We start from the raw sequence: 24,465 nt of genomic DNA on the forward strand, positions 1-24,465 counted from the left end.
GGAAATCTATAATGCGCGCCAATTTCCGCATGCAGCGGCTGTTCATCGACGCACCGCTTGCCGCCAATGCCGCCGTCGAAGCCAGCTCCGACCAGTATAATTACCTGGCGAATGTGCTGCGCCTGACCGACGGCGCGGAGATTCTCGTTTTCAACGGCCGGGATGGGGAATGGAAAGCCACCCTCGCCTTTCCGACCCGCAAGCGCATCCTGCTGACACCGGTCGAACAGACGCGGCCGCAGCCGGCGCCATCCGATCTTCACTATCTCTTCGCGCCGCTGAAAGTGGGGCGGCTGGACTATCTGGTGCAGAAGGCGGTGGAGATGGGAGCCGGCGTTCTGCAGCCGGTCATGACCCAGCATGTGCAGGGCAAGATCACCAATCTCGACAAGCTCAAGGCCAACGTCATCGAGGCGGCAGAGCAGTGCGGTATTCTCGGCATTCCCGATGTCGCCGAACCCGTGAGACTTTTCGATCTTCTGGACGGCTGGTCCAGCGATCGTCGGATCATCTATTGCGACGAGGCCGATGCCGGGCAGAATCCGCTGCCGCTGCTCTCGGCGATCACCGAAAGGAAGCTGGCGCTTCTGGTCGGCCCGGAAGGCGGATTTTCGGAAGAGGAGCGCGCCCGGCTGCGCAACCTCAATTTCGTCACCGCCATCCCACTCGGCCCGAGAATCCTGCGTGCGGATACGGCTGCTGTAGCGGCAATGGCCGTCATTCAGGCAGCGCTCGGCGACTGGAATTAACCTTGCGCCTATTCACTCAAGATACAGGATGCTATTTTTTTGAACCGGCGTTGAAAGAATTTCACTTGCAACATACCTGAGAGCGGTCCTAATCACCCTTCCATTGCCGCGCCCAAAAGGCGTTCCCCCAGAATACAGGTTAGATTTGCATGGCTCGCGACACCACCGACCAGACACCGCTCTCTTCGGTTCAGGAGCTGACCGATTATCTTGCTGCGGGGAACAAGCCGAAGGAAAAATTCCGCATCGGCACCGAGCATGAGAAGTTCGCCTTCTTCCGCGCCGACAACAGCCCCGTTCCCTACGCTGGCGATGCCAGCATTTCCGCGCTGTTGAAGGGCCTGCAGGAACGTTCCGGCTGGGAGCCGATCATGGACGGTGAGAATATCATCGGCCTTGGCGAACAGCACGGCATGGGCGCGATCTCGATCGAGCCCGGTGGCCAGTTCGAACTGTCGGGTGCCCCGCTCGAAACCATCCACGAGACCTGCAGGGAATCCAACCAGCATCTCGCCGTGCTGCGCGAGATCGCCGAGCCGATGGGTATCCGCTTCCTCGGCATCGGCGGCAGCCCGAAATGGACGCTGGCGGAAACGCCGCGCATGCCGAAATCCCGTTACGACATCATGACCCGCTACATGCCGAAGGTCGGCAGCAAGGGGCTCGACATGATGTACCGGACCTGCACGATCCAGGTGAACCTCGACTTCTCCTCGGAAGCCGACATGCGCAAGAAGATGCGCGTTTCGATGAAGCTGCAGTCGTTCGCGACAGCGCTGTTTGCCTCCTCGCCGTTTACCGAAAACAAGCCGAACGGCCTACTCTCCTGGCGCGGCGACATCTGGACGGATACCGACAACCGCCGCTCGGGCCCGCTCGATTTCACCTTCCGCAACGATTTCGGCTTCAAGGACTATGCCGAATGGGCGCTCGACGTGCCGATGTATTTCATCGTCCGCGACGGCCGCTATAAGGACTGTACCCACGTCACCTTCCGCCAGTTCATGAACGGCGCGCTGAAGAGCGAGATCAAGGACTGGGAGCCGACGATGGGCGACTGGACCAACCACCTCTCGACGCTGTTCCCGGATGTACGGCTGAAGCGCTTCCTTGAGATGCGCGGCGCCGATGGCGGCCCGTGGCGCCGCATCTGTGCGCTACCCGCCTTCTGGGTCGGCCTGCTCTATGATGAAGCGGCGCTCGAAGCTGCCGACCAGTTTACCAAGGACTGGACGTTCGAAGAGGTCGTGGCCCTGCGCAATGCCGTTCCGGCCGAGGGCCTGAAGGCTTCGTTCCGTGGTCATGCCTTGTTCGACGCAGCGAAGGATGTGCTTGCTATTTCCAAGGCCGGCCTGAAGTCGCGCAATCGCCTCAACAAGGAAGGCCAGGACGAGACGATCTTCCTGTCGCCGCTCGATGAGGTGATGGCCAAGAAGGCGACGCTCGCGGAGGACCTGCTCGCCCGCTTCAACGGCCGTTGGAACGGCTCGGTCGAACCTGTCTTCGAGGAATATCAGTACTAAGGTCTCCGGCAAAAAGCCGTTTGCGCATTCCTATTTCCGTTTATAGTAGCGATTCAACGCACTAAACAGCGGAAGGACTGCCCATGCTGCCACTCTTCGACATGATGATGCAGGCGCAGAATGGCGCGGCGATGGATGCCATCGCCAAGCAGTTCAACCTTGCGCAGGAACAGGCGACCAAGGCGATGGCGGCGCTGATGCCGGCCTTCTCCGCCGGACTGAAACGCAGCACAAGCAATCCCTATGATTTCATGGGGCTGATGCAATCGGTCTCCTCGGGAAATTACGGCAAGTATTTCGAGGACATGAGCAAAGCCTTCACGCCGCAGGGCGTGACCGACGGCAACAATGTCCTTGCACAACTGTTCGGCTCTCAAGAGGTCTCCCGCGCCGTTGCGGCTCAGGCGGCACAGATGACCGGGATCGGCCAGGAGATCTACAAGCAGATGCTGCCGGTGATCGCCAGCACGCTGATGGGCGGGCTGTTCAAGCAGTCGATGGGTCAGATGTCATCGCCGGTCAATCCCTTCGTCAACACGGCGATGGGCGAGACGATCCAGACATGGCTGGAGAGCACCGGTTTTGCGCCGAAACAGAAGGCCGCACCCGAGCCCAGCATCTTCGACAATCCCTTCACGCAGGCGATGCAACTGATGTTCAGCGTGCCGAAGCCTGAACCGGAGAAGGCCACAGCCAATCCATTTCTCGACAATCCCTTCGCCAAGGCATTCCAGGACATGATGGCGGGGATGAACCAGCCGCAGCAACCGACCAAGGCGCCGGAGCCTCCGAAAGACGAGGCGAAGGAGCAGACGGCGGGCTACATGGATATGCTCAACTCCATGTTCGACAGCGGGCTTGAGGTGCAGAAGAGCTACCAGAAGAACCTGGAATCGATCTTCGACGCCTACCGCCCGAAAGCACCCTCCCCCTCCTCCAAACCATAAAAAAACCCGGAGACGGCTTGGGAAAGCGGTCACCGGGTTAAGAGGCAGGGCTATTGGCTATCACCCTGCGGGGAAAAAGGGTCCGCTCCTAATCGATATAGGAGCGGAAGATCGACAGGCGCCAGCGGCGGCGGGCGGAGTCGGTCAGCTGCGGTGACGGGTCCTCGAAAAAGGTCGATGTCAGCAGGGCGGAGGCGATATCGGCGCGGGTCAGGCCGATATCCCGCAACTGATAGTCATCAAGCTCCGTAAGACCGTTGATTGCTCTGCGATTGCGGTAGCCGCGAAAGAGAGCAGCGAGCGGCGCAAGGATGCCGGCAAGGCGTGCGGACACGCTCACAGGCTGCTTGGCACAGTCGAGTTCTAAAGTCTGGTCAATCATGCGCATCGAACTCTCCTTTCTTTCGGGCGCAACAACCCACCCCTCCCGCGAGGTCGAGCGGGAAGGCATACGGGCTGGAACTCAAGGCGGACAGAAGGGTCTCTGTCCTTCACTTTGCTTGATTTGCACGCTGAAGATGCCAAAGGCCTATTGATCAGTCCAACGAATGTTTCTAATGGTTATTATCAGAGATCGTTATAGGTGAGCCCATGTCAGCGCCTCTTGATATTGACCAGTTGCAGACCTTCATCGCCATCGTCGATTCCGGCAGCTTCACCAAGGCGGCAGATCGCGTCTACAAGACGCAGTCGGCGGTCTCGATGCAGATGCGGCGGCTGGAAGAGCGGATCGGCAAGCAGCTGTTCATCAAGGACGGCCGCGGCAACCGGCTGACGGCCGAGGGCGAGAAGCTGCTCAACTATGCGCGGCGGATCATCCGCCTGAATAACGAGGCGATGGCGGCTTTCGACGACAATCGTCTCGAAGGCATGCTGCGCATCGGCACGCCCGACGACTATGCCGACCGTTACATGCCTGAGATCATCGGCCGTTTCGCCAAGACGCATCCGAATGTCGAGCTCTATATCGTTTGCGAACCATCGGTGGACCTTGCCGAGCGCATGCATAAGGGCGAGCTCGATATCGCGCTCGTCACCCATAACCCCCGCGAACGCATGTCGGATGTTGTCAGAACCGAACCGCTCTGCTGGGTCGGCTCGGCCAACCATCCGATCCGTGACGACGCGCCGGTGCCGCTTGCCGTCGGCCGCCGCGACTGCCAGTGGCGCCAGCTTGCCTGCTCGGCGCTCGATGCCGTCGGACGCGAGCATCAGATCCTGTTCACCAGCTGGTCCTGCACTGTTGTTGCTGCTGCCGTGCTGGCGGGCATGGCCGTCTCGGTCATGCCGGAATCGGCGCTGAGAACCGGTATGAAGGTGCTCAGCCAGGCAGACGGCTTCCCCGCCCTGCCCCCGGTTCAGATCGGCATCATGAAGCGTCCCGGCGTTTCCATCTCGCTGATGAATGCGATCACGGCCCACATCACGGCCTGCCTCGACAACATCACGCCTGCTGTCGTCGACGACAATCTGGAAGCCGATCTGAAGACCGCCTATGCGCGCAACTACCCGCGGCTGAAGGCTGCCAACATGGTGCCGAGCTGGTAAGTTTCAGCTTGCCTTGGAGAAGAGCGAAGCGCGGATCACGCGCTTCCATTCACCGAGCATGCGCAACGCCAGTTCTTCCTCGCTCTTGACCGCAAGACGGATCGAGGCGCCAATCAAGTGGCTGAAGAGATAGGTGCGTGCCTGCATGTCGATCGCTTCGAGTTCCGGCGCTACGCGCTTGACGGCTTCGTAGAAGATGTCGGCAACCCGATTGCTGTGATCGATGTTCAGCCGCAGCAGATCCTGATCGGTTTCGGTGCCCATCCAGACGCCGAGATAGGTCGGGTCGTTGCGATAGGCATCGTAGTACCAGTCGATCATCCCCTCGATGAGATGAAGGGCGTCTTCCAGTGAGTGGACGTTGGCGAAGACCTGCGCGGTCTTGGCCTGCACCTCGCTGGCATGACGATCGAACAGCGCTTTGACGATTGCCGCCTTTTCGGGAAAGTACTGATAGACCGAGCCGATCGGCACCTTGGCGGCGACCGCAAGTTCGGTCATGCGCATGGCACTGACGCCCTTTTCGGCGATGATCTCGGCGGCAGCGGACAGGATGAGATCGAAACGCTGAATGCTGCGCTCCTGCTTCGGTTTCCGGCGCAGGCCGATGCGATCCACATTGTCTATGCTCATGCCGACCCGCCCCCACAGCTTATTCTTGAGCGGCGGCAGCTGTCTCAAACCGGCGCATCCGAGCGATATGGCATGCAGGTCTTCATGCGCCGTGAAGGGAAAACTTCGCATTTTATCGAACTGTCAAACTCGACAAAAATCGGAGCAAAATGCCCCGATTTTTCATGTCTAACCCTGTGGATGACTTGGCAGCCGAAAGATCAGGCCAGGTTCTTCTTGAGGAAATCCACGGTGCGGCTCCAGGCCAAATCAGCAGCCTTCTTGTCGTATCGCGCAGACGACGTATCGTTGTTGAACGCGTGATTGACGCCATCATAGACGAAGATCTGGAAATTCTTGCCGTTGGCCTCCAGCTCCTTCTTGTAGGCATCGATGCCGGCATTGATGCGATCGTCGAGACCGGCATAGTGCAGCATCAGCGCCGCCTTGATACCGGGCACCTGATCTGCCTTCGGCTGGGCGCCATAATAGGCGACACCCGCCTTGAGCTCCGGCGATTTGGTGGCGAAGTTGTTGACCGTGCCGCCGCCCCAGCAGAAACCAATGGCGCCGACATTGCCATTCGCATTGGGCAGCGTCTGCAGATATTTCAGCGTCGCTTCGGCATTGGCCGCTGTGGCTGCGGCATCGAGCTTGCCGAAGAGCTCGCGGGCCTGATCCTCGTTTTCAGGCGTGCCGCCGAGCGGCGACAGGAAGTCTGGCGCCAGCGCGATGAAGCCTTCCAGCGCCATGCGGCGGGCGACATCGCGGATATGCGGGTTGAGGCCGCGGTTCTCATGAATGACGATGACGCTGCCGATCTTGCCGGATGTGGCCTTCGGCTCAACGAGATACCCCTTCGTATCGCCGCTGCCGCTCGGATAAGTCACGTCCTTCGCCGTCAGCCGTTCGTCGCCGGCCGGCACCATTTCGGCTGCGGCCTTGTTTGCCGCCAGCATCGGGGCGATGACGGCGGCGGCGCCTGCGGATCCGGCAAGCTTCGTCAGCTTGTCCATGAAGCCGCGGCGGTCCAATGTCAGATGTGTGTATTCATCATAGGCGCTGATCATCGCCTGTGTGATTTCCGGCTTGTCCATATCGATCTCCTCTTCCCTACCCGGGCCATGCCCGAGCAGGAAGATAGGTCAGTGCAAAACAAGCGGTGTACAAATATGCGTTACCCGCTGAAGGCCATCCAGCCGATCAGCCAGGCCCACATGCCGAGCAGAGCGGCACAGCCGAGCGCAAAGAGCGGGCTGCGGATTCGCATGTTGTTGCTGGTCACGTGAACATAGGCGTGTGCATAGCGCAGCACGACGAAGAGCCAGGCGAGCACGAGCGACGGAAGATTGTCGGCCTCGGTGATATAGAGAAGCACACAGCAGACATAGAAGAGAACCGGCAGCTCGAACTGATTGGCGATGCTGTTCTTGACGAAAAGGCTCTCGGGCGGCTCATCCCGGTTTTCGCGGTATTCGGAAATCCTGATCTTGCCCTGCCTCACCATCCGGCGGCGGCGGTAGCCGAGCAGGCCGTAAAGGATGAAGACCAGGACGACTTGGCCGACGATCGGCCAGAAGATCTCGAAACCGGTCATATGGGCATTTCCTTTCCGCTTCATTCAAATTTTTCAGAGCAGTAAAGGAAAAGGAAAGCGCTTGCCAGAGGAATGCCCGCCGCGAAAAGACGCAGCGGGCATGAGATTCAGACCTGGGCGATACCGCCGTCGGCAAAGAGCTCGGCACCGGTGACGAAGCTCGAGTCATCGGAGGCGAGGAAGAGCGCGGCGGCGGCAATCTCATCCGCGCGGCCGACGCGGCCCATCGGGACCTGACCGGCCAGCAGATCGAGCAAGCCCTGCTGCTGCGCCTTGTCCTGACCGGCAAGTTCGACGAGACCGGTGGTCTCGGTCGGGCCGGGGCTCAGCGTATTGATGCGGATGCCGCGATCCTTGAGGTCGAGGATCCAGTTGCGCGAGAAATTGCGGATCGCAGCCTTGGAAGCGGCATAGACGCTGAAGGCGGGAGTGCCGGTCGAGCCTGCCGTCGAGCCGGTGAGGATAACGGAGGAGCCTTTGGCGAGCAGCGGCAGCGCCTTCTGCACGGTGAAGAGCACGCCCTTCACATTGCGGCCGAAGGTATCGTCATACTGCTCCTCGGTGATTTCGCCGATCGGAGCGAACGAGCCGCCGCCAGCATTGACGAAGAGCACATCGATGCGGCCGGCTTCCGCCTTCACCTGCGCGTAGAGCCTGTCGAGATCGGCGAGCTTTGCCGAGTCGGCCTGAATGCCGGTGGCATTGCCGCCGATTTCGGCGACGGCTTTCTGCAGCACATCGGCGCGGCGGCCGGTGATAAAGACGCGTGCGCCTTCGGCGGCGAAACGTTTGGCGGTGGCAAGGCCGATGCCCGAGGTGGCGCCGGTGATGACAGCAATCTTTCCATTCAGTCTCTGGGTCATATCAGTCGTCTCCTTGTGTTCGACTGATGCTGAGATATGGACGACCAGATCATTTCGGAATAGAAAGAAATGAAAGTCATCATTGCAGATTTGAAACAATGAAATTGCCGGATTTCGAAGGCCTCGCGATGTTTGCCAAGGTGGCGGAGGAACGCTCTTTTGCCCGCGCGGCAAAGACGCTCGGCGTCTCGGTTGCCACCGTCTCGCGCGGTGTCGCCAGGTTGGAAGAACGGCTCGGCGCGCGGCTTTTCAACCGCACTTCCCGGCAGCTGTCGCTGACCGAGTTCGGCGCCCGGCTCGCCGACCGGGCAACGCGCATCTATTGCGAAGCGGAAGAGATGGAAAATGCCGCCCGCGAACTCTCCAGCCGTCCGCGCGGGTTGATCCGGCTGGCTGTGCCGATGTCCTTCGGCCTGCGCTGGGTGGCGCCGATCCTGCCCGATTTCTTCGAACAATATCCTGACATCAGCATCGACTTGCATATGAGCGATGCCAGCGTCGATCTCGTCGGCGACGGCTTCGACGCGGCGCTCAGGATTGCCGTGCTGCCCGACTCATCGCTGGTCGCACGGCGGCTGGCGCCGGTTGCGCCGTTCATTCTGGCCGCACCTGCCTACCTTGAGAAATACGGCTGCCCCGACCATCCACGCGATCTCGCCGCCCATCATCTGCTCGGCTACTCCTACCGGCCGAAGCAGGATGTCTGGCGCCTGAAGAACCGGCAGGGCGATGAGGAATATGTGACGCCTAGCGGGCCGTTGAGGGCGACCAATTCCGAAGCTCTGGTGCCGCTTGCGCTGCGCGGTCTCGGGATCTGCGAACTTCCGGAGTTCCTGGCCAGCGAATATCTGGCGGACGGGCGGCTGAAGGCGATCCTACCGGACTGGACGCTGCCGAGCGGGGCGCTCTATTTCGTGACGCCATCGGCGCGGGCACGCCCGGCGAAGATCGAGGCACTGTCGGAATTCATGATTGCGCGGCTTTCTAACCCGCCCTGGCGCTGGCCGCGCTAGGCGTCGTCCTTCGGTCCGAAACGGATCAGCGCGAAGCGGATGATGGCGATCACCGTGACGGCGAGCGAGGCGAATTTCAGCTTGGTCAGCCAGGGCAGGATAGTGACCGCGGTGGTCGAAGACGGGCTGCCGCCGAAGGCAATCAGGCTGGATATGTTTTCGGCATAATCGGAAAACGCATAGATGAGCGGCAATGCCAGGACGGCTTTTACAAGAGCCGGGCGAACCGGCTTGCCAAAGTATCGCCCTGTGGTCTCGAGCTTGAGGATGAGGCTCAGGAGCAGCATCGCCAGCAAGGCGGGCAACACCAGCTCAGGGCCGAGATACATGGAACGGAGAATTCCATAGGCAGCGGCATTGTCCTTCAGCAAGGCCTGCATGGCCGCGACAGTCGCCTCGTCATAGCCTGCGACATAGGTATCGAGCATGGCGCGGCCGGTTTCGTGCTGAAAGGGTAGGACGAAACCGAAGAGCGCCCAGCCAAAAGCGGCAATGCAGAGAATGGCGAGCAGCCCGATGATGCGGAGCGGTATCCGGCTGCCCGCTGTCATGATCAGACGCCAGAGCCCGGATAGTTCGGGCTTTCGCGGGTGATCGTCACGTCATGCGGATGGCTTTCGCGCAGACCGGCGCCGGAAATGCGCACGAAGGTGGCGCGTTCCTGGAACTCCTTGAGGTCCTTGCCGCCGACATAACCCATGGCAGCCTTCAGGCCGCCTGCGAGCTGGTGCAGCACGCCCGATACCGGTCCCTTGTAGGGAACCTGGCCCTCGATACCCTCAGGCACGAGCTTCAGCGTGTCGCGGACTTCAGCCTGGAAGTAGCGGTCTGCCGAGCCGCGGGCCATGGCGCCGACGGAGCCCATGCCGCGATAGGCTTTGAAGGAACGGCCCTGGTAAAGATAAACTTCGCCCGGGCTTTCGTCGGTGCCGGCGAGCAACGAGCCGATCATGACGGCCGATGCGCCCGAGGCGATCGCCTTGGCAACGTCGCCGGAGAACTTGATGCCGCCATCGGCGATCACAGGGACGTCCTGCGCCTGCGCTGCTTCGACAGCCGACATGATGGCTGCGAGCTGCGGAACGCCGACACCGGCGACGATACGCGTCGTGCAGATCGAACCCGGGCCGATACCGACCTTGACCGCATCCGCACCGGCATCGATCAGCGCCTTGGTGCCATCAGAGGTGGCGACGTTGCCCGCCATGACGCGAACCGAGTTGGAGAGCTTCTTGACGCGCGCCACGGCATTGAGAACGCCCTGCGAATGACCATGGGCGGTATCGACGACCAGAAGGTCGACGCCGGCTTCGATCAGGCGCTCGGCACGCTCGAAACCATCGTCACCAACGCCGACAGCAGCGGCGGCTCGAAGACGGCCCTGCGCATCCTTCGAAGCGTTCGGGTTCAGCTGAGACTTCTCGATGTCCTTGACGGTGATCAGGCCGACGCAGCGGCCTTCGCCATCAACGACCAGCAGCTTCTCGATGCGGTGCGCGTGCAGAAGGCGCTTGGCTTCCTGCTGATCGACATTTTCCTTGACGGTAATCAGGCCTTCGCGGGTCATCAGCTCGTAGATCTTCTGCGAAGGATCGGAGGCGAAGCGAACGTCGCGGTTGGTGAGAATGCCGACGAGGCGGCCGGACTTCTCGACGACCGGGATACCGGAGATCGAGTACATTTTCATCAGGCCCAGCGCATCAGCGAGCGTCGCATCGGGGCCGATGGTGACAGGGTTGACGACCATGCCGCTTTCGAACTTCTTGACCTGGCGGACCTGCTCGGCCTGTTCGACAGGCGTCAGGTTCTTGTGGATGACACCGAGGCCGCCGGCCTGGGCCATGGCGATCGCCAGACGGCTTTCCGTGACGGTGTCCATGGCAGACGAAATGATCGGGATATTCAGTTCGAAGTCGGTTGCGATACGTGTCGCGACGCTGGTCTGGCCCGGCAGAACTTCGGAATGACCGGGCTGCAACAGCACGTCGTCAAACGTGAGTGCGTCCAAACCGGTCGGCGTTTCAATGATGCGAGCCATGGCCAATTTCCTTCAAATAAGAAAAATGCGACCCCACCCGGAACGAATCGTCCGCACCGGCGGTGTGCAAGGGTTGCTTTGGAAGTTGGCGAGGGCTGGTAACACGTCTATGACAGGTTGGGAATAGCAAAACGCGAATGCCTGCTGCGCGTCCAGGGAATAGGACGATGTGGCGCATTCCCAGGCCACGCAGCCTTGTTTCCGGCATGTCCGTTTCCCATGTGTCCACGGGCTGGACCGCATTCTCTTCAAGACAATACAATCCGCCAATTCCAACGGGCACTGGAGCTGCAAGCCGTGAACACCACCTGCACATCCTCCGACACGTTTCTATTTCTGCGCGCCTGGCTGCGAAATCCGCTGCGCGTTGCCTCCGCCATTCCGTCGGGCCGCTCGCTGGCCCAGCTCATTACCCAGGAGATCGACCCGGCAGCTGGCCGCGTCATCGAACTCGGGCCGGGCACCGGCGTCTTCACGCGCGCACTGATCGGCCGCGGCGTTGCCGAGAGCGACCTGGTGCTGATCGAGAAAGGCCGCGAATTCACCGGCATGCTTGCGGTGCGGTTTCCGCAGGCGGCGATTGTCGAAAGCGATGCGGCGAAGATCGGACAGCTCGATATCGGCGGCCCGGCGGGCGCCGTCATCAGCGGCTTGCCGCTGCTCTCCATGCCGCCGCGCCAGGTGATGGCTATTCTCGCCGGCGCGTTCCGGCATCTCGGCAGGCAAGGGAAATTCTACCAGTTCACCTACGGCCCGCGATGCCCGGTGCCACGCCCGATCCTCGACAGGCTAGGCCTCAAGGCGGTGTTCCTGGGACGGACGATCCAGAATTTTCCGCCGGCCGCCGTGTACCGTATCTCGAAGCGGACCACCCTGCCCTTCTGGCAGGGCGACTGAGCGTTGAAAAAACGGGAGCGGTGTGGGCCCGCTCCCGCCTCATGTCAGATATCGAACTGATAGCTCTTGGGGACGAAGCGGTAGCCGGCGCCCTGCTTTTCGACGAAGCCGACCGCCGGGAACGGCATGTGATAGCCGAGGAAAGCGATCTTGTCGGTGGCGATCAGGTCGAACACCTTTTTGCGCGAGGCGGCGGCCTCGGCCTTGTTCATGTCGAAGCGAACTTCCCATTCAGGATGCAGCAGCGACAGGATGTAATGGTTTGCCGTATCGCCTGTAAAAACCAGCTGCTTGTTGTCGGACTGCGCATGGAAGACCATGTGGCCGGGCGTATGGCCGGGCGCCAGCATCGCAGTGATGCCGCTAACGACGGAATCGCCTTCCTTGATGAAGGTGGTCTTTTCGGCAAAGGGCATGACATTGGCGAGAACCGCCTTGTGGCCGCCTTCGGCCGGTGTGCCTTCGCGAGCCTTGTCGGTCCAGAAATCGTATTCCGCCTGACCGGCGACATAGCGGGCGTTCTTGAAAGCCGGGGCGCCGCCTTCCATCATGCCGCCGATATGGTCGCCATGCATATGCGTCAGTGCCACGACGGTGACGTCATCGACGCTGTAGCCGGCAGCCTTCAGGCCATCCTGCAACTTGCCCAGGCCACGCTCGCGGCCGCCGGCACCGAAGCCGGTATCGACGAGGATCACATCGGAACCGGTATCGATGATCGCGGGCGAATAGCTGTTCACGAACTTGTCGGCAGGCAGGAAGTTTTCGGTGAGCAGCGTCTTCACTGCTTCCGGCTCCTGATTGGTGCCGAAGGTTTCGAACGGCTTCTCCAGCACGTTGCTGCCGTCGCGGACGGCGGTGATCTTGAAGGAACCCAGCTTGAATTGATTGATCTCTGGCAATGCTGTCGTCATCTTTGCTTTATCTCCGGTCTCGGCCGCCTGGGCCGGTATTCTCAAAATGGCCGGCGCCGCCAGCAGGCCAAGACCTGCGGCAAAAAGCGTGCGCCGCTTCATCCCCAATGAAACTGCCATATATCCATCCTCTGGCAACGTGCGATCTCTATTCGCACTCATCCCCACGTGCTTGCCGGGCATTTCTGGCCGCGGCGGCGTAAGCATATGTCAATGTTGAAAGGAGAAGTTGTCGAACAAGCCGTCTCACGCAGACGTGAAGCGGATGTGTAGACTTCAGCATTTCCGGGATTGGCAGAGACCGAGCCCGGGACTAAACAGCAGCCGCCCCCAAAGACCATTCAAGGCTTTCGCCTATGAACCGCATCGTTCCGCTGATCCTTGCCGTCGCTCTGTTCATGGAGCAGATGGATTCGACTGTTATCGCCACCGCACTGCCGGCGATCGCCAATGACCTGCATGTCAACCCGATCACCCTGAAGCTGGCGCTGACCTCCTACATGGTATCGCTTGCCGTCTTCATTCCGATCAGCGGCTGGATGGCCGACAGGTTCGGCGCCAAGAATATCTTCCGCCTGGCCATCTGCGTCTTCGTCGTCGGCTCGATCTTCTGCGCCAGCTCGTCCAATCTCGTCGAATTCGTCTTCGCCCGCTTCCTGCAGGGTATCGGTGGCTCGATGATGACCCCGGTTGGACGCCTCGTGCTGGTGCGAACGACGCAGCGCAGCGACCTCGTTTCGGCCATGGCGCTGCTCACCATTCCGGCGCTGGTGGGCCCGCTGGCAGGCCCGCCGCTCGGCGGCTTCATCACCACCTATTTCAGCTGGCACTGGATCTTCCTGATCAATGTTCCGGTCGGCGTCATCGGCGTGTGGCTGGCGACGATCTTCCTGCCGCATGTGGAGGCGACGCGGCCGCCGAAACTCGATGTCATCGGGTTTGTCCTGACATCCGTTTCCGCGGCTGGCGTCGTCTTCGGCCTCTCGGTCGTCAGCCTGCCTGCGCTGCCGCCGGTCATTGGCATCACGGCGACAATCGTCGGTCTCATCTGCGGCTGGCTTTACGTCCGCCACGCCCGAAGCCACCCGGCGCCGATCCTGAACCTCGACCTCTTCAAGAACGCCACCTTCCGCGCCTCGACCACGGGCGGCACGCTGTTTCGCATCTGCGTCGGCGCCATGCCATTCCTGACACCGCTGATGCTGCAGCTCGGCTTCGGCCTGACGCCGTTTCAATCCGGCCTCATCACCTTCTCGGGGGCGATCGGGGCGATCACCACCAAGTTCATGGCGCGCCGCGTCTTTGCCGCCGCCGGTTTCCGCTCGACGCTGCTGACTGCGGCGTGCGTGACGACCGTTGTCACCGCCGCAACGGGCTTCTTCACGCCGGAGACCCCGCATCTGGCGATCGTCATCATTCTGCTGATCGGCGGCTTCTCGCGATCGTTCATCTTCACCGGCATCAATGCGCTGGCCTTTGCCGACATCAAGGATTCGGAGGCCAGCCAGGCGACGTCGATGAGTTCGGTGATGCAGCAGATCAGCCTGGCGCTCGGCGTTTCCGTTGCCGCCATGATCCTGGAAACCTGCATCTATTTCCGCGGTGAAGCGCTTCAGGTGGCCGATTTCCACGTCGCCTTCTACGTCATCGCCGGCCTGACGCTCATTGCGATGATCCCGTTCATCCGCATGGACAGGAATGCCGGGGCCGTGGTCTCCGGCCATCGTGGCAAGCCGATCACGCCTGCCGCCATCGAGGCCGAGCAGCAGGCGGTGAAATAGCCTATTCCGGCAACTCGCAGACGGCGCTGAGCTTGTTGCCATCGGGATCTCTAATATAGGCGGCGTAGAAACTGTCGTGGAACGGGCGAAGGCCCGGTTCGCCTTCGTCCTTGCCGCCCGCGGCGATCGCCGCCGCGTAGAAGGCATCAACATCGGCCCGGCTCGCCGCAGACAGTGCGGCCATCGTGCCATTGCCATTCGACGCGCGGCGCCGGTTGAACGGCGTGACCACCCAGAGCCGGCAGCGGGTGTCGCCATCGGCCGAATAGCCGATTTCTTCTTCCGAATAGCGCTGGCAGCGATAGCCGAGCGGCGGCATGATGGCATCATAGAAATGCCGTGCCCGCTCGATGTCATTGGTTCCGAGGGTCAGATAGAGAAGCATGGGTCTGTGATATTCCAAGTCTTGGGACTGTCATAATCGCCCCAGTTCACCCGAAAGATCAAGCTTCCGTAACGTCAACCTGTTTTTGACGGCCTTTGAAGCCCTTGGCGAGCAGGAACATCTCGACCGATTCGGCGCGCGACGATGCCGGCTTGACGTGGACGACCTGCTTGAAATGCTGCTTCAGCATGGTCAGCAGCTCGCGCTCGGTGCCGCCTTGGAAGGTCTTGGTCAGGAAGTGACCGCCTTCACCCAGCACCTCGATGGCGAAATGCGCCGCGACCTCGCAGAGATGCATGGTGCGCAGATGGTCGGTGCGGTGATGGCCGGTAGTCGGCGCCGCCATGTCGGAGATGACTAGGTCAGGCGTGCCGCCGACGGCTTCCAACAGCGCTGCCGGCGCCGATGGATCCAGGAAGTCGAGCTGCAGAACCTTGACGCCCGGAAGCTGCGTCATTTCCAGGAAGTCGATGGCCGCGACGCGGATATCCTCGTCGGTCGAACCGGTGACCTTGGCGGCGATCTGCGACCAGCTGCCCGGCGCAGCGCCGAGATCGATGATGCGGCGGGCGCCCTTGAGGATGTTGTACTTCTCGTCGATCTCCAGCAGCTTGAAGGCCGCGCGGGCGCGATAGCCCTCGAGCTGCGCGCGCTGCACATAGGGATCGTTGATATGGCGCTGCAGCCACTGGCGCGACGACGCCTTCATCTTCTTGTTCTTGACGCGCTGGCCGAGCTTGCGGCCGGTGCGGTTGCCCGCAATGGGTGCCTTGGTCATTGTTCTCTTACCTTCCACGCTGGCCGCGGCGATTGCGGTGACGGCGCCAGACGCCATCATCCGCCATCATGTCGGTCAACAGGCCTTCCCTCAAGCCGCGATCGGCAACGCGCATGCGCGGGCTCGGCCAGCGGCGGCGGATGGCTTCCAAAATGGCGCAACCGGCCAGAACCAGATCGGCCCGGTCGGGGCCGATGCACGGATTGGCGGCGCGGCTTGCAAAATCCCACGACAGGAGCTTCGCCTGCATGGCCGAAACCTCATCGTCCGACAGCCAGATACCATCCACCTTACGGCGATCATAACGTGGCAGATCGAGATGCACGCCGGCAAGCGTCGTCACTGTGCCCGATGTGCCGATCAGATGGAAATCGGTCGACTGGGCAACCTCGATATCGGGGCAATCGAAACCGGAGAGCATGCCCGCGACTTCGCTGACCATGCCTTCGAAGACATCGGGCGTTACATCCCGGCCGCCATGGCGTTCGGACAGCGTGACGACGCCGACCGGCAGCGAGGTCCAGTGGGTGATGTGATTCGCCAGGCGGCTGAAGCGGTTTTCGCCGATACGGATGACGGCGATCTCGGACGAGCCGCCGCCGATATCGAAGAGTACGACGGAGCGCGTTTCACGCCCGACGAGCGACGAGCATCCGGAGACCGCAAGCCGGGCTTCGGTTTCGCGGTCGATGATCTCGAGATCCAGACCCGTCTCGGCAACGACGCGCTCCAGGAACGCTTCGCCGTTCGATGCCTGGCGGCAGGCTTCGGTGGCGATCAGCCGCATGCGGCGGATTTCGCGGTTCTTCAATTTGCCGGCGCAGACGCGAAGCGCATCGACGGCGCGATCCATCGCCTCGTCGGAGAGACGGCCGCTGGCCGCCAGCCCCTCGCCGAGCCGGACGATGCGTGAGAAGGCATCGACGACACGGAACTGGCCTGGACGCGTCGGCTGGGCAATCAGCAGGCGGCAATTATTGGTGCCGAGGTCGAGCGCCGCATAGAGCTCGTCCGGCCAGGGATGTTCGAAGCCGTGATGCTCGCGTTCGCCGGGGCGATGCGGGCGTGGCTGGTCGCCGCTTCGCGCATCGGCATGACTGTTCGCCCGGGCGGACGGCTGATTTGCAGCAGACGATGGCTGAGAAGCGGTCTTCTCCGGCGTCAGCGGACGGCCCTGCAGGCCGCGCTTGCCGCGATGCTTGCGCCGGTTGCGGCGCGAGGCATGCTCCGAATCGCCAGATGGATTCGCCGCACCATCGGCAACCTTCTGATGCTGAACGGCGGCCTGCGGCGCCGCGCCGGTTTGCGGCGCAGCACTGCCACGGCGGCGACGCTTGCGCTTGCGGGACGGATTCCCTGCTGTGTTTTCCGTTGGGCGCGCAGCGTCTCCAGAGGGTCCGGAGGCGGTCTGCGAAGCGGTCTGGGGCGCGTTGCGGTTCTGGCCGCCACGTTTTCCCTTGCGGCGCCTGGACTTTTTGCCGTCCTTGCGCTGTGCCGCTGGCGCCCCGTCAAATTGCGGCTTGGCGCCGCCTTCGGGGTCTTCCACGTTGTTTTTCCACGCGCCGCGCAAGGCCTGAACGGTATGCTGCTGGCGCTCATTAGATTTTTGCGTTGCCGCAAGAATACCAGCGCATGCCAAAATCACCAAATTCTTTTTGAAATCAGTTTTAGAAGCCCCTGAAACGCATCATCCACATGCCCTGAAATTTTTTCAAAACAGCTATTTGCATTCCGCCGCGATTTGGTTATAAGCCCCGCACGACAGCGAAGCGGCCGACGCGCCGCTCCTGCTGGGGAATAGTTCAATGGTAGAACGACGGACTCTGACTCCGTTAATCTTGGTTCGAGTCCAGGTTCCCCAGCCAAATTTTCTCTTCATTAAGATGATAACTCCGCCATATAGCGGAGTCGGACATTTTCAGTCCGCGTACGCGTCTCGATGGGCCGCGCTATAGTTGTATCGCCAAGCTACCGTGGAGGAAAGTTTCTGCCTAGGCTTGCCGCCTGAAAATCGATGGAACGAGCTGCAGCCTGTTCGACAAGACGCTCAAAGATGCCCAGACTAAGCGAATCAACGCCCTCGCGCTCAGACGTCAAGGTGATCAAGTCTCCGATCATCTAGCTCGTAGCAAGGAGGATGACAGGCGCATGATTGGAAGCTACCGATGGGTGCCAGCAAACGCAGAAAAGAGCTATTCCTCTTAAAGCATCCGTTGTGCTTTTTCTGCGGGTCAGCATCTGAGACGGAAGACCATGTACCCTCTCGCGAGTGCTTCATAAATCGAGTGTGGCCAGAGGGTTATGTCTTCCCGGCCTGCAAAGCTTGTAACAATAAAGCTGGCCCGCTTGAGCAAGTTGCTGCGCTTTACATGAAACTTGGCGATCACTCGGGCACTACACCTAGCGACCAGTTTTTGAAGCTCCTGTCGGGTGTTCGAAACAATAACCCGGAGTATCTGCCGAGACTCGACGTTACGGCAAACGCCAAGAAGCGCGCGCTGCCACTCTATAATCTCTCGCACCCCCCAGACGAGCCCGCCGCGTCAGCGCCGATCGCCGAGATGCCGAATGAAAATCGGAAAGCTTTTGAAGCTTTCGAACGTCGGCTGACCTGCGCACTCTACTACAAGCATATGAAAGAGGTCATGCCAACGACACACATGATCAGAACTTTCCGAACCCAGGTTATCGCGCGCAATTCTGAGACGCTTATCAGGACAATTGCGCCGATGTTTCCGAACACGATCAGGACAACCCGACAGAACACCAATCTAGGCGATCAATTCACATACGTTTGGTATGGCTCAGAGGACAAACAGATGTTCGCCTTCATCGCTCAATTCTCGCAGTCCTACGTTTTTCTCGGTGTGGCCTGCCGAAGCGAAGATCTTGAGGGCGGTAAAGATTATCGCTTGCATTCGGACGACCTTTAACAAGGCGGCATCCTCACCCTTCCCGCGGCGAAGCAAAGTCATGCCACTCCGCCTCGGACCCATGGAACACGTTCAAATCGATCTTGCCCTGAACGCCCTGTGACAGCCCTGAACCCGAATATTGCCAGAGCATCCAGCGGCGGCCGGGATAGACTTGGGCCGGGTGGGCGGCGACGGAGCGGAGCCAGAAGGGGTGGCTTGGGAACTGGCCGCGCAGGTTGTCGCGGTAGAAATCGGGCGCCGTGTAGATAATCGGGCGCTTGCCGTAGTAGCGCTCCAGCTTGTCCATGAAGACCTGCATCTTTTCGACGACGCGCTCGGGTGACGGGCGGCGCTTGCAGCTGGATTCGCCGTTCCACTCGACGTCGATAACAGGCGGCAAGGCATCGGGATCGCGCGGCACGTTGCGCATGAACCAGTCTGCCTGTTCGCCGGCGGTGCGGCACCAGTAGAAGAAATGATAGGCGCCGCGCTTCATGCCCGCGGCCTTGGCGCGCTGCCAGTTGGTGCGGAACATCGGGTCGAGATGGTCGCCGCCGTCGGTGGCCTTGATATAGGCGAAGTTGGCGCCTTGGGTTCTCAGCGTCGCCCAGTCGATATTGCCCTGCCAGCGCGAGACGTCAACGCCGTGGACGGCGAGCTTGCGCGGCGAGGCGCGGCCGAAATTGATCGGCTTGGCATCGCGGAACTGGTGGGCATAGATGCGCGAGCGGGTGCGCGGGGCGAATGCGGGTTCGGCCATCGGCACGGGTGCCGCCATCAGCGCTTCCGGGCGCTCGGCCGGAACCGGGGCGCCGACGACGCGATTGACGGGCTCGAAGGCCTGTGGCTGCGGCACCTGGCCTGCCCAGGCCAGCTCTTCCTGATGCGGCATGGGGGCTGAGGGCGCGGCCTGCGCATAGACAGGCGCGGCCGGAACGGGCGCTGGCGGCGGGGACACCGAGCTCGTCGTTTCCTTCGACACCACACCGGAAACCAGACCCTCGGGGGTCGTGCTGGATGCGCAGCCCGACACCGTCAGGCAGGCAAGAAAGATCGCAGGAACAGCCGAAAAACGCATGGAACCCGTACACAACACAGAAAACGACATTGGCTTCATCAGGCCCGAACGGGGCCGGAAGAATGGCTAACGACAGTTTACCGGGAAATGTTGAATCCAATCTTTACGCCGGAATTTTCCGGACGTGCGTGTCATTTTCGCACGCAAGCACTTGTTAAAGATACAGAAAACCCGGCGTTTCACCGCCGGGCCGGGATGCGATCCTGTTCGTTCGCTGCCGTCAGCGGCGCATCAAGCGCATGACGAGCGAGACGACGAAGAGAACCAGGAATATGAAGAAAAGAACCTGCGCGATGGACGCCGAAGCGCCTGCAATGCCGCCGAAGCCGAGCACGCCGGCAATCAGTGCCACGACGAGGAATACCAGAGCGTAATACAGCATGGCGATCTCCTATGCGTTGGACTGACATAATAACGGCCGCCCAAGGACTTAGTTCCATGGGCGGCCGCTTCAGAATGAGATTTCGCGTCAGCTGTCAGCCGAAATTGAAGAGCGCGCGTTCGGCGCGGTCGCCCTGATCGGGCGCCGGCGGCTCGGCGGCATCCAGATAGAACTTGACCGGCGCCGTCAGCACGAACCAGACGCAGGCGCCGGCCATGAAGGCGTGTCCAACAGGATCGTCGCTGCCCGCCAGAAACGGCAGGCCGCCCGATACCGAAAGCACCGTCATGCGTAGCGACCATTCGGCCTCTCGCTTGGAAACGGCGCGGGCGCGAGCCGACTTGTATTGGCGGGCGTCATAACGGTTGGATTTCTTCAGCCGCAGAAGCTTACGCAGCGACGGCAGCGCAAGCGCCATGAGAGCCGCTAGGCTGAGTGCCAGCGGCATACCCGCGAGCCCATACCAGCAGCCTGCCGTGAGCAGCGAGATGACGATGAGATTCCAGACCGGCTCCAGCCTTTCCGGCGCCTGGCCGGTGCGGATATGCCATGCCCTGAGCACGCTCGCCGCGCCTTCCAGCAACGGCTCGTCGATATAACGATTGATCCAGTTCACGCTGATGCGCCCCTTCATTAGGAGAGGCTCAGGCAAAACCACGCAAAATCGGCATGAAGATGGCGAGACGGCCTCAAGCGGTGAGTTTTGGCCTCACCGCATCGGCAATTTCGCGCATCCGATCGACCGGCGCGTGGCCGATCAGCATGAAGGCATGGGTCGCCGTCGACCAGTAGATGACGTTCATGCCCTTGCGCCCCTCGATATCGGGCTGCTTCGCCCCCTTGTCGGAGCGGATGATGCAGAGCGCCATCGGCCCGCTCTCCGGATCGAGATAGGCGATCTGCGCCAGGGGATGATCGTCATATTCAAGCAGCTGGGCGCGCTTGAAATCGACGCCCGGCAGGGCCACCGTTTCAGGCGAGAGGTTCAGTCCAAGCTTGCCATCGACGCGGGCGAGCTGCGCGGTCTGGACGTCGGCCGGCGGCACCGGACCAGCCAGCGTATCCGGCGTATAAAGCGCGATATATTCAGCGACGACGCTGCGCCACTCACTGCCCTCGTCCCGGCCGATGCTGCGGCCAATACCGAGATAGGCGCGGTCGGCAATGATGCCGACAGCAAGCGATGCGGCGAGCGCGCCGAAGAGGCCGCGGCGGGTGATGGTGGAGCGCTCCGCGCTCGCAGCCGCAGCGGCGGGCGCCGGGATCGCGGCAAGCATCGCCTCGAGCTTCTGCTTCGGCGCCTCGTCGAGCAGCGGTGCGAAAGCTTCGCTGAACGGCATGCTGCCATTGGCCAGGAACTCGATGCGGGCAGCCACTTCCTCGTCTTCATTGGCCAAGGCTTCGATGCGCGCCATGTCCGGCTGCGGCAGTTCGCCGTCAAGAAAGGCGGTCAGCTCTTCGTCGGAAGGCATGCGGATATTGCTGGTCATGGGCGCCCTCCTTCGGCTGTTTCGGCGGAGAGCCTGGCGCGGGCGGCGGCAAGGCGGCTCATCACGGTTCCGATCGGTATGTTCAAGATTTCCGCGACCTCACGATAGGCGAGCCCTTCGACATAGGCCAGGAAGACGGCGCTGCGCTGGGCCTCCGGCAAGGCATCGACCTTGCGCAGCAACTGGGCGGCGGCGACATGCGTTTCGGTCGCCCCTGCCCCATCGAAAACCAGGGTTTCCTCGGCATCGGCAAAGCCTTGGCCCTGCCGCACCTTGTTGGCCCTGATCTCGTTCAGCCAGATGGAATGGAGGATGGAAAACAGCCAGCGGTCCAGCCGGGTGCCCGGTTCGAACTGGGCGGCGCGCTCAAGCGCCCGCACGCAGGTCTGCTGCACCAGATCCTCGGCGACATCCCGCTTGCGCGACAGCACGAGACCGTAACGCCAGAGCCGGGAGAGGTGCTCCGTCAGGCCCGTCCTGATATCCGCTTCGCTCGCGATGGCCGCCTCCGCGCCTGCTGTTTTCGGCGGCGCCGCCGGGGTGACCGGCGACTCCGATTTTTCGCGACTATAGGCAAGAAACGGGGCGTGTGCGACCGCCATCAGAGCAATCCTTTGCAGCCGGCTTCGCCCATTTGCCGATCCTCAGATTTTCGAGGGGTCGATGATCGCGGCGTTCAGATCCTGGTATTCTTCGCAATCCGTGCCGCAGATCGTCTTGATCGTTGCCAGCTGGTCCTTGGCCATGTCGAGCTGGCCCTTGATGACATAGGCTTCGCCGAGATATTCGCGGACCTTGGCATATTGCGGATCGAGCTTCACCGACTGCAGGTAATAGGAAATGCCCTCGTCGGTGCGGCCGAGCTTGCGGGTGGCATAGCCGCGGTAGTTCAGGACTTCGGCGTTGTTCTGATCCTTGACAGTGTCGAGCATGGCGAGCGCCTCATCGAAGCGGCCGCTTTTCGCCAGCGAATAGGCATAGTCGGTGCGGTTTTCATCGGTGATGTTGGCGCTGCTCTGCTTCACGCACTTCTTGGCCTTCTTGTCGTAGACCTCGCCCTTCTTGCAGACCGGCATGGTCTCGCTGTCGTCGCCTGCGGCGAAGACCGGGACGGAAAGTGCTGCCGCGGCGATAAAGCCGCCGAGGACGAGAGAAGCGATACGGACAGTTGTGGTCGTCATGGGAACATCTCCAGGAAAATGACGTTGCACACCGAGAACACCGGTCATCGGGATTTTATTCGGCGGGGTCATTCATTTTTTCGCATCACCTTTTCGTGACGGCGGGAGCCTGAATAAAGCGGCTCTAAGTAGTGTTCTCCAGCGCCGGGTGCATAAAGGAGAACTCCGTGAACGAACGGGTGACATTGCTTAGCGTTGCGACTGCCGTGCCTGAAGCCATCATCACGCAAAGCGAGGCGGCGGCGACGTCGGCGCGCCTTTTTGCGCACCGGTTCAAGGATTTCAGGCATCTCGTCGGGGTTTTCGAGAATGCCGGGATCAATAAGCGCCATGCGGCCCGGCCGCTTTCCTGGTTCGAGGACAATCACGGCTGGCCGGACAGGATGGCCGCGTATGCGGAGGTTGCCGGTCAGCTCTTTGCAGAAGCGGCAGCAAAGGCTCTCGCCGGCGCCGGGCTGGAGGCAGGCGACATTGATTGCGTCGTCACCGTCTCCTCGACGGGGATCGTCACCCCGAGCCTCGATGCTCGGCTGGCACGGCAGCTCGGATTTCGCGCCGATATCGAACGTGTTCCGGTCTTCGGTCTTGGTTGTGCGGCCGGCGTTTCCGGGCTTGGCATCGCGGCGCGGCTGGCGGCGGTGCGGCCCGGCAAGACGGTGCTTTTCGTCGCCATCGAACTCTGCACACTGGCCTTCCGGCTGGACGAGCTGACACGGCCGAACATTATCGCCACCGCGCTTTTTGCCGATGGCGCTGCGGCCTGCATCCTGCGGAGCGGAGACGGCGGCATCGCCGAGATCGAATCGTCAGGCGAGCACCTGTTTCCCGACACGCTCGACATCATGGGCTGGAAGATCGACGACACCGGCTTCGGCATCATCCTGGCGCAATCGCTGCCGCCATTCGCCGAGCGCGAACTGGGGCCTGCGATCGACGGCATTCTCGCCCGCAACGGGCTGACACGCGCGGACATCGGCCGGTTCATCTGCCACCCGGGCGGCACGAAGGTTCTGGGTGCTATGGAAGCGACGCTGGGGCTCGAACAGGGTTCGCTCGACCATGAGCGCGCCGTGCTTTCGGAATACGGCAACATGTCCTCGCCGACAGTACTTTTCGTGCTGGAGCGCGCGATTGCCGCCGGTCTGCCGGAGCGCGTGGCGATGATCGCCATGGGGCCGGGCTTTTCGGCAAGCTGCGTGACACTGAGGAGGATCGGTTGATGGACGCTTCTTTGCTGCTTCTTGCTTTCGTCACCCTGCAGCGGCTGGCAGAGCTGGTGATTGCGAAGCGGAACACGCTTGCCCTGTTTGCCCGCGGCGCACGGGAGGCCGGGGCCGATCATTATGCCTACATGGTCGCCCTGCATGCGGCCTGGCTTGGCGGCCTGTGGCTGCTTGCTCCCGGCAAGCCGGTTCAAGCGGGCTGGCTTGCGCTGTTCCTGGTGCTGCAGGCCTTGCGGATCTGGGTGCTCTTCACGCTGAGGGGACGCTGGACGACGCGGATCATTATTCTGCCCGGCGAGACGCTGGTCAGAGCCGGTCCCTACAAGCTTCTCAACCATCCGAACTATGTGATCGTCGCGGGCGAGATTGCCGCCCTGCCGCTTGCCTTCGGCATGGCCGCCTACGCGATCCTGTTCTCGGTTTTGAACGCCGTGATGCTTGCCATTCGCATCCGCGTTGAAAATGCCGCATTGAGAGGGCAATGAAATTGAAATGAAACGCGATTTTTCATTTGCACCGCCGCCAGCCTAAGGGCATTTTCGGGCTTGGGA

Annotated in this window: 27 protein-coding genes and 1 tRNA gene; 11 read left to right on the forward strand and 17 right to left on the reverse strand. The window is 61.5% G+C overall.

What is annotated here, in order from left to right:
- Positions 1–11: 11 nt before the first annotated feature.
- The 3 genes from J2X43_RS07150 (at position 12) to J2X43_RS07160 (ending at position 3,219) form a co-directional block, all read left to right on the forward strand.
- A complete protein-coding gene (locus J2X43_RS07150) occupies positions 12–749 on the forward strand; it encodes a 16S rRNA (uracil(1498)-N(3))-methyltransferase (RefSeq protein WP_310292721.1) in 738 nt (245 codons plus the stop codon).
- Between the two features lie 149 nt (positions 750–898).
- Positions 899–2,272 (forward strand): glutamate--cysteine ligase, encoded by a 1,374-nt coding sequence (locus tag J2X43_RS07155; protein WP_310292724.1) that lies wholly within the window; start codon positions 899–901, stop codon positions 2,270–2,272.
- Between the two features lie 83 nt (positions 2,273–2,355).
- On the forward strand, positions 2,356–3,219 hold the full coding sequence (locus J2X43_RS07160) for a DUF937 domain-containing protein (RefSeq protein WP_310292727.1): 864 nt from the start codon (positions 2,356–2,358) through the stop codon (positions 3,217–3,219).
- A gap of 88 nt (positions 3,220–3,307) precedes the next feature.
- On the opposite strand, the gene J2X43_RS07165 is transcribed toward J2X43_RS07160, so the two are convergent.
- The gene (locus J2X43_RS07165; protein ID WP_112513899.1) at positions 3,308–3,607 is read right to left on the reverse strand and encodes a DUF1127 domain-containing protein; all 300 of its coding nucleotides are present in this window, start codon (positions 3,605–3,607) and stop codon (positions 3,308–3,310) included.
- A gap of 203 nt (positions 3,608–3,810) precedes the next feature.
- Here J2X43_RS07165 and J2X43_RS07170 point away from each other — a divergent pair, with 203 nt between their 5' ends.
- A complete protein-coding gene (locus J2X43_RS07170; protein ID WP_112387692.1) occupies positions 3,811–4,767 on the forward strand; it encodes a LysR substrate-binding domain-containing protein in 957 nt (318 codons plus the stop codon).
- Between the two features lie 3 nt (positions 4,768–4,770).
- Here J2X43_RS07170 and J2X43_RS07175 read toward each other — a convergent pair whose 3' ends face one another.
- The 4 genes from J2X43_RS07175 to J2X43_RS07190 all read right to left on the reverse strand — a co-directional run bounded on the left by J2X43_RS07175 (position 4,771) and on the right by J2X43_RS07190 (position 7,839).
- Entirely contained in the window at positions 4,771–5,400 is a 630-nt protein-coding gene (locus tag J2X43_RS07175; RefSeq protein WP_310292735.1) for a TetR/AcrR family transcriptional regulator, read from the reverse strand.
- Between the two features lie 200 nt (positions 5,401–5,600).
- On the reverse strand, positions 5,601–6,476 hold the full coding sequence (locus tag J2X43_RS07180) for a dienelactone hydrolase family protein (protein WP_310292737.1): 876 nt from the start codon (positions 6,474–6,476) through the stop codon (positions 5,601–5,603).
- Between the two features lie 80 nt (positions 6,477–6,556).
- On the reverse strand, positions 6,557–6,976 hold the full coding sequence (locus J2X43_RS07185) for an MAPEG family protein (RefSeq protein WP_112387690.1): 420 nt from the start codon (positions 6,974–6,976) through the stop codon (positions 6,557–6,559).
- 107 nt (positions 6,977–7,083) lie between these two features.
- Positions 7,084–7,839, reverse strand: a complete 756-nt coding sequence (locus J2X43_RS07190; protein ID WP_310292740.1) for an SDR family oxidoreductase — start codon at positions 7,837–7,839, stop codon at positions 7,084–7,086.
- A 98-nt stretch (positions 7,840–7,937) separates the two neighbouring features.
- Between J2X43_RS07190 and J2X43_RS07195 the strand changes: the two genes are divergently transcribed.
- A complete protein-coding gene (locus J2X43_RS07195; protein ID WP_310292743.1) occupies positions 7,938–8,852 on the forward strand; it encodes a LysR family transcriptional regulator in 915 nt (304 codons plus the stop codon).
- Here the strand turns inward: J2X43_RS07195 and J2X43_RS07200 are convergent.
- Positions 8,849–9,403 carry a hypothetical protein gene (locus tag J2X43_RS07200; RefSeq protein ID WP_310292745.1) on the reverse strand — a complete coding sequence of 185 codons (555 nt, stop codon included), beginning with the start codon at positions 9,401–9,403 and terminating at the stop codon, positions 8,849–8,851. The genes J2X43_RS07195 and J2X43_RS07200 overlap by 4 nt on opposite strands.
- Positions 9,404–9,405: 2 nt before the next feature.
- Positions 9,406–10,890 (reverse strand): IMP dehydrogenase, encoded by a 1,485-nt coding sequence (guaB, locus tag J2X43_RS07205; protein WP_112513905.1) that lies wholly within the window; start codon positions 10,888–10,890, stop codon positions 9,406–9,408.
- A 297-nt stretch (positions 10,891–11,187) separates the two neighbouring features.
- Between guaB and J2X43_RS07210 the strand changes: the two genes are divergently transcribed.
- Positions 11,188–11,787, forward strand: a complete 600-nt coding sequence (locus tag J2X43_RS07210) for an SAM-dependent methyltransferase (protein ID WP_310292749.1) — start codon at positions 11,188–11,190, stop codon at positions 11,785–11,787.
- 44 nt (positions 11,788–11,831) lie between these two features.
- On the opposite strand, the gene J2X43_RS07215 is transcribed toward J2X43_RS07210, so the two are convergent.
- Positions 11,832–12,821 carry an MBL fold metallo-hydrolase gene (locus J2X43_RS07215; protein WP_310292752.1) on the reverse strand — a complete coding sequence of 330 codons (990 nt, stop codon included), beginning with the start codon at positions 12,819–12,821 and terminating at the stop codon, positions 11,832–11,834.
- 236 nt (positions 12,822–13,057) lie between these two features.
- Between J2X43_RS07215 and J2X43_RS07220 the strand changes: the two genes are divergently transcribed.
- Positions 13,058–14,482 (forward strand): DHA2 family efflux MFS transporter permease subunit, encoded by a 1,425-nt coding sequence (locus J2X43_RS07220; protein WP_310292755.1) that lies wholly within the window; start codon positions 13,058–13,060, stop codon positions 14,480–14,482.
- Position 14,483: 1 nt separating this feature from the next.
- Here the strand turns inward: J2X43_RS07220 and J2X43_RS07225 are convergent, their stop codons facing one another.
- Genes J2X43_RS07225 through J2X43_RS07235 form a run of 3 tightly spaced genes read right to left on the reverse strand, consistent with a single transcriptional unit; the run spans position 14,484 to position 17,191 of the window.
- Positions 14,484–14,867: a VOC family protein gene (locus J2X43_RS07225; RefSeq protein WP_310292757.1), complete on the reverse strand. Its 384-nt coding sequence runs from the start codon at positions 14,865–14,867 to the stop codon at positions 14,484–14,486.
- A 58-nt stretch (positions 14,868–14,925) separates the two neighbouring features.
- Positions 14,926–15,645, reverse strand: a complete 720-nt coding sequence (locus J2X43_RS07230; protein ID WP_112513910.1) for an RlmE family RNA methyltransferase — start codon at positions 15,643–15,645, stop codon at positions 14,926–14,928.
- Between the two features lie 7 nt (positions 15,646–15,652).
- Positions 15,653–17,191: a Ppx/GppA phosphatase family protein gene (locus tag J2X43_RS07235; protein WP_112514329.1), complete on the reverse strand. Its 1,539-nt coding sequence runs from the start codon at positions 17,189–17,191 to the stop codon at positions 15,653–15,655.
- A 245-nt stretch (positions 17,192–17,436) separates the two neighbouring features.
- On the opposite strand from J2X43_RS07235, the gene J2X43_RS07240 reads away from it, so the two are divergent.
- Together J2X43_RS07240 and J2X43_RS07245 are read left to right on the forward strand one after the other, a co-directional pair.
- A tRNA-Gln gene (locus J2X43_RS07240) sits at positions 17,437–17,510 on the forward strand.
- Positions 17,511–17,810: 300 nt separating this feature from the next.
- Positions 17,811–18,578 carry a hypothetical protein gene (locus J2X43_RS07245; RefSeq protein WP_310292760.1) on the forward strand — a complete coding sequence of 256 codons (768 nt, stop codon included), beginning with the start codon at positions 17,811–17,813 and terminating at the stop codon, positions 18,576–18,578.
- 13 nt (positions 18,579–18,591) lie between these two features.
- On the opposite strand, the gene J2X43_RS07250 is transcribed toward J2X43_RS07245, so the two are convergent.
- From J2X43_RS07250 to J2X43_RS07275, 6 genes are all read right to left on the reverse strand, one after another.
- The gene (locus tag J2X43_RS07250; protein WP_310292763.1) at positions 18,592–19,638 is read right to left on the reverse strand and encodes a GH25 family lysozyme; all 1,047 of its coding nucleotides are present in this window, start codon (positions 19,636–19,638) and stop codon (positions 18,592–18,594) included.
- Between the two features lie 220 nt (positions 19,639–19,858).
- Entirely contained in the window at positions 19,859–20,020 is a 162-nt protein-coding gene (locus tag J2X43_RS07255) for a DUF1328 domain-containing protein (RefSeq protein ID WP_112387679.1), read from the reverse strand.
- 94 nt (positions 20,021–20,114) lie between these two features.
- Entirely contained in the window at positions 20,115–20,654 is a 540-nt protein-coding gene (locus J2X43_RS07260; RefSeq protein ID WP_310292767.1) for a hypothetical protein, read from the reverse strand.
- Between the two features lie 55 nt (positions 20,655–20,709).
- A complete protein-coding gene (locus tag J2X43_RS07265) occupies positions 20,710–21,510 on the reverse strand; it encodes an anti-sigma factor (RefSeq protein ID WP_112387677.1) in 801 nt (266 codons plus the stop codon).
- Entirely contained in the window at positions 21,507–22,112 is a 606-nt protein-coding gene (locus J2X43_RS07270; RefSeq protein ID WP_112387676.1) for an RNA polymerase sigma factor, read from the reverse strand. The genes J2X43_RS07265 and J2X43_RS07270 overlap by 4 nt, the downstream gene beginning before the upstream one ends.
- Positions 22,113–22,154: 42 nt before the next feature.
- Positions 22,155–22,691 (reverse strand): tetratricopeptide repeat protein, encoded by a 537-nt coding sequence (locus J2X43_RS07275; RefSeq protein WP_310292771.1) that lies wholly within the window; start codon positions 22,689–22,691, stop codon positions 22,155–22,157.
- Between the two features lie 167 nt (positions 22,692–22,858).
- On the opposite strand from J2X43_RS07275, the gene J2X43_RS07280 reads away from it, so the two are divergent.
- Both J2X43_RS07280 and J2X43_RS07285 read left to right on the forward strand, forming a co-directional pair.
- The gene (locus J2X43_RS07280; protein ID WP_310292774.1) at positions 22,859–23,911 is read left to right on the forward strand and encodes a type III polyketide synthase; all 1,053 of its coding nucleotides are present in this window, start codon (positions 22,859–22,861) and stop codon (positions 23,909–23,911) included.
- Positions 23,911–24,399, forward strand: a complete 489-nt coding sequence (locus J2X43_RS07285) for an isoprenylcysteine carboxyl methyltransferase family protein (RefSeq protein WP_405049569.1) — start codon at positions 23,911–23,913, stop codon at positions 24,397–24,399. The genes J2X43_RS07280 and J2X43_RS07285 overlap by 1 nt, the downstream gene beginning before the upstream one ends.
- The last annotated feature ends 66 nt before the right edge of the window (positions 24,400–24,465 follow it).

This window comes from Rhizobium sp. BE258, from assembly GCF_031457345.1.
Taxonomy (GTDB): Bacteria; Pseudomonadota; Alphaproteobacteria; order Rhizobiales; family Rhizobiaceae; genus Rhizobium.

What these genes read in the sequence shown, in the direction of transcription:
- J2X43_RS07150 (WP_310292721.1), top strand. Translation starts at nt 12, where the DNA reads ATGCGCGCCAATTTCCGCATGCAGCGGCTGTTCATCGACGCACCGCTT.
- J2X43_RS07155 (WP_310292724.1), top strand. Translation starts at nt 899, where the DNA reads ATGGCTCGCGACACCACCGACCAGACACCGCTCTCTTCGGTTCAGGAG.
- J2X43_RS07160 (WP_310292727.1), top strand. Translation starts at nt 2,356, where the DNA reads ATGCTGCCACTCTTCGACATGATGATGCAGGCGCAGAATGGCGCGGCG.
- J2X43_RS07165 (WP_112513899.1), bottom strand. Translation starts at nt 3,607, where the DNA reads ATGCGCATGATTGACCAGACTTTAGAACTCGACTGTGCCAAGCAGCCT.
- J2X43_RS07170 (WP_112387692.1), top strand. Translation starts at nt 3,811, where the DNA reads ATGTCAGCGCCTCTTGATATTGACCAGTTGCAGACCTTCATCGCCATC.
- J2X43_RS07175 (WP_310292735.1), bottom strand. Translation starts at nt 5,400, where the DNA reads ATGAGCATAGACAATGTGGATCGCATCGGCCTGCGCCGGAAACCGAAG.
- J2X43_RS07180 (WP_310292737.1), bottom strand. Translation starts at nt 6,476, where the DNA reads ATGGACAAGCCGGAAATCACACAGGCGATGATCAGCGCCTATGATGAA.
- J2X43_RS07185 (WP_112387690.1), bottom strand. Translation starts at nt 6,976, where the DNA reads ATGACCGGTTTCGAGATCTTCTGGCCGATCGTCGGCCAAGTCGTCCTG.
- J2X43_RS07190 (WP_310292740.1), bottom strand. Translation starts at nt 7,839, where the DNA reads ATGACCCAGAGACTGAATGGAAAGATTGCTGTCATCACCGGCGCCACC.
- J2X43_RS07195 (WP_310292743.1), top strand. Translation starts at nt 7,938, where the DNA reads ATGAAATTGCCGGATTTCGAAGGCCTCGCGATGTTTGCCAAGGTGGCG.
- J2X43_RS07200 (WP_310292745.1), bottom strand. Translation starts at nt 9,403, where the DNA reads ATGACAGCGGGCAGCCGGATACCGCTCCGCATCATCGGGCTGCTCGCC.
- guaB (WP_112513905.1), bottom strand. Translation starts at nt 10,890, where the DNA reads ATGGCTCGCATCATTGAAACGCCGACCGGTTTGGACGCACTCACGTTT.
- J2X43_RS07215 (WP_310292752.1), bottom strand. Translation starts at nt 12,821, where the DNA reads ATGGCAGTTTCATTGGGGATGAAGCGGCGCACGCTTTTTGCCGCAGGT.
- J2X43_RS07220 (WP_310292755.1), top strand. Translation starts at nt 13,058, where the DNA reads ATGAACCGCATCGTTCCGCTGATCCTTGCCGTCGCTCTGTTCATGGAG.
- J2X43_RS07225 (WP_310292757.1), bottom strand. Translation starts at nt 14,867, where the DNA reads ATGCTTCTCTATCTGACCCTCGGAACCAATGACATCGAGCGGGCACGG.
- J2X43_RS07230 (WP_112513910.1), bottom strand. Translation starts at nt 15,645, where the DNA reads ATGACCAAGGCACCCATTGCGGGCAACCGCACCGGCCGCAAGCTCGGC.
- J2X43_RS07245 (WP_310292760.1), top strand. Translation starts at nt 17,811, where the DNA reads ATGGGTGCCAGCAAACGCAGAAAAGAGCTATTCCTCTTAAAGCATCCG.
- J2X43_RS07250 (WP_310292763.1), bottom strand. Translation starts at nt 19,638, where the DNA reads ATGCGTTTTTCGGCTGTTCCTGCGATCTTTCTTGCCTGCCTGACGGTG.
- J2X43_RS07255 (WP_112387679.1), bottom strand. Translation starts at nt 20,020, where the DNA reads ATGCTGTATTACGCTCTGGTATTCCTCGTCGTGGCACTGATTGCCGGC.
- J2X43_RS07260 (WP_310292767.1), bottom strand. Translation starts at nt 20,654, where the DNA reads ATGAAGGGGCGCATCAGCGTGAACTGGATCAATCGTTATATCGACGAG.
- J2X43_RS07265 (WP_112387677.1), bottom strand. Translation starts at nt 21,510, where the DNA reads ATGACCAGCAATATCCGCATGCCTTCCGACGAAGAGCTGACCGCCTTT.
- J2X43_RS07270 (WP_112387676.1), bottom strand. Translation starts at nt 22,112, where the DNA reads ATGGCGGTCGCACACGCCCCGTTTCTTGCCTATAGTCGCGAAAAATCG.
- J2X43_RS07275 (WP_310292771.1), bottom strand. Translation starts at nt 22,691, where the DNA reads ATGACGACCACAACTGTCCGTATCGCTTCTCTCGTCCTCGGCGGCTTT.
- J2X43_RS07285 (WP_405049569.1), top strand. Translation starts at nt 23,911, where the DNA reads ATGGACGCTTCTTTGCTGCTTCTTGCTTTCGTCACCCTGCAGCGGCTG.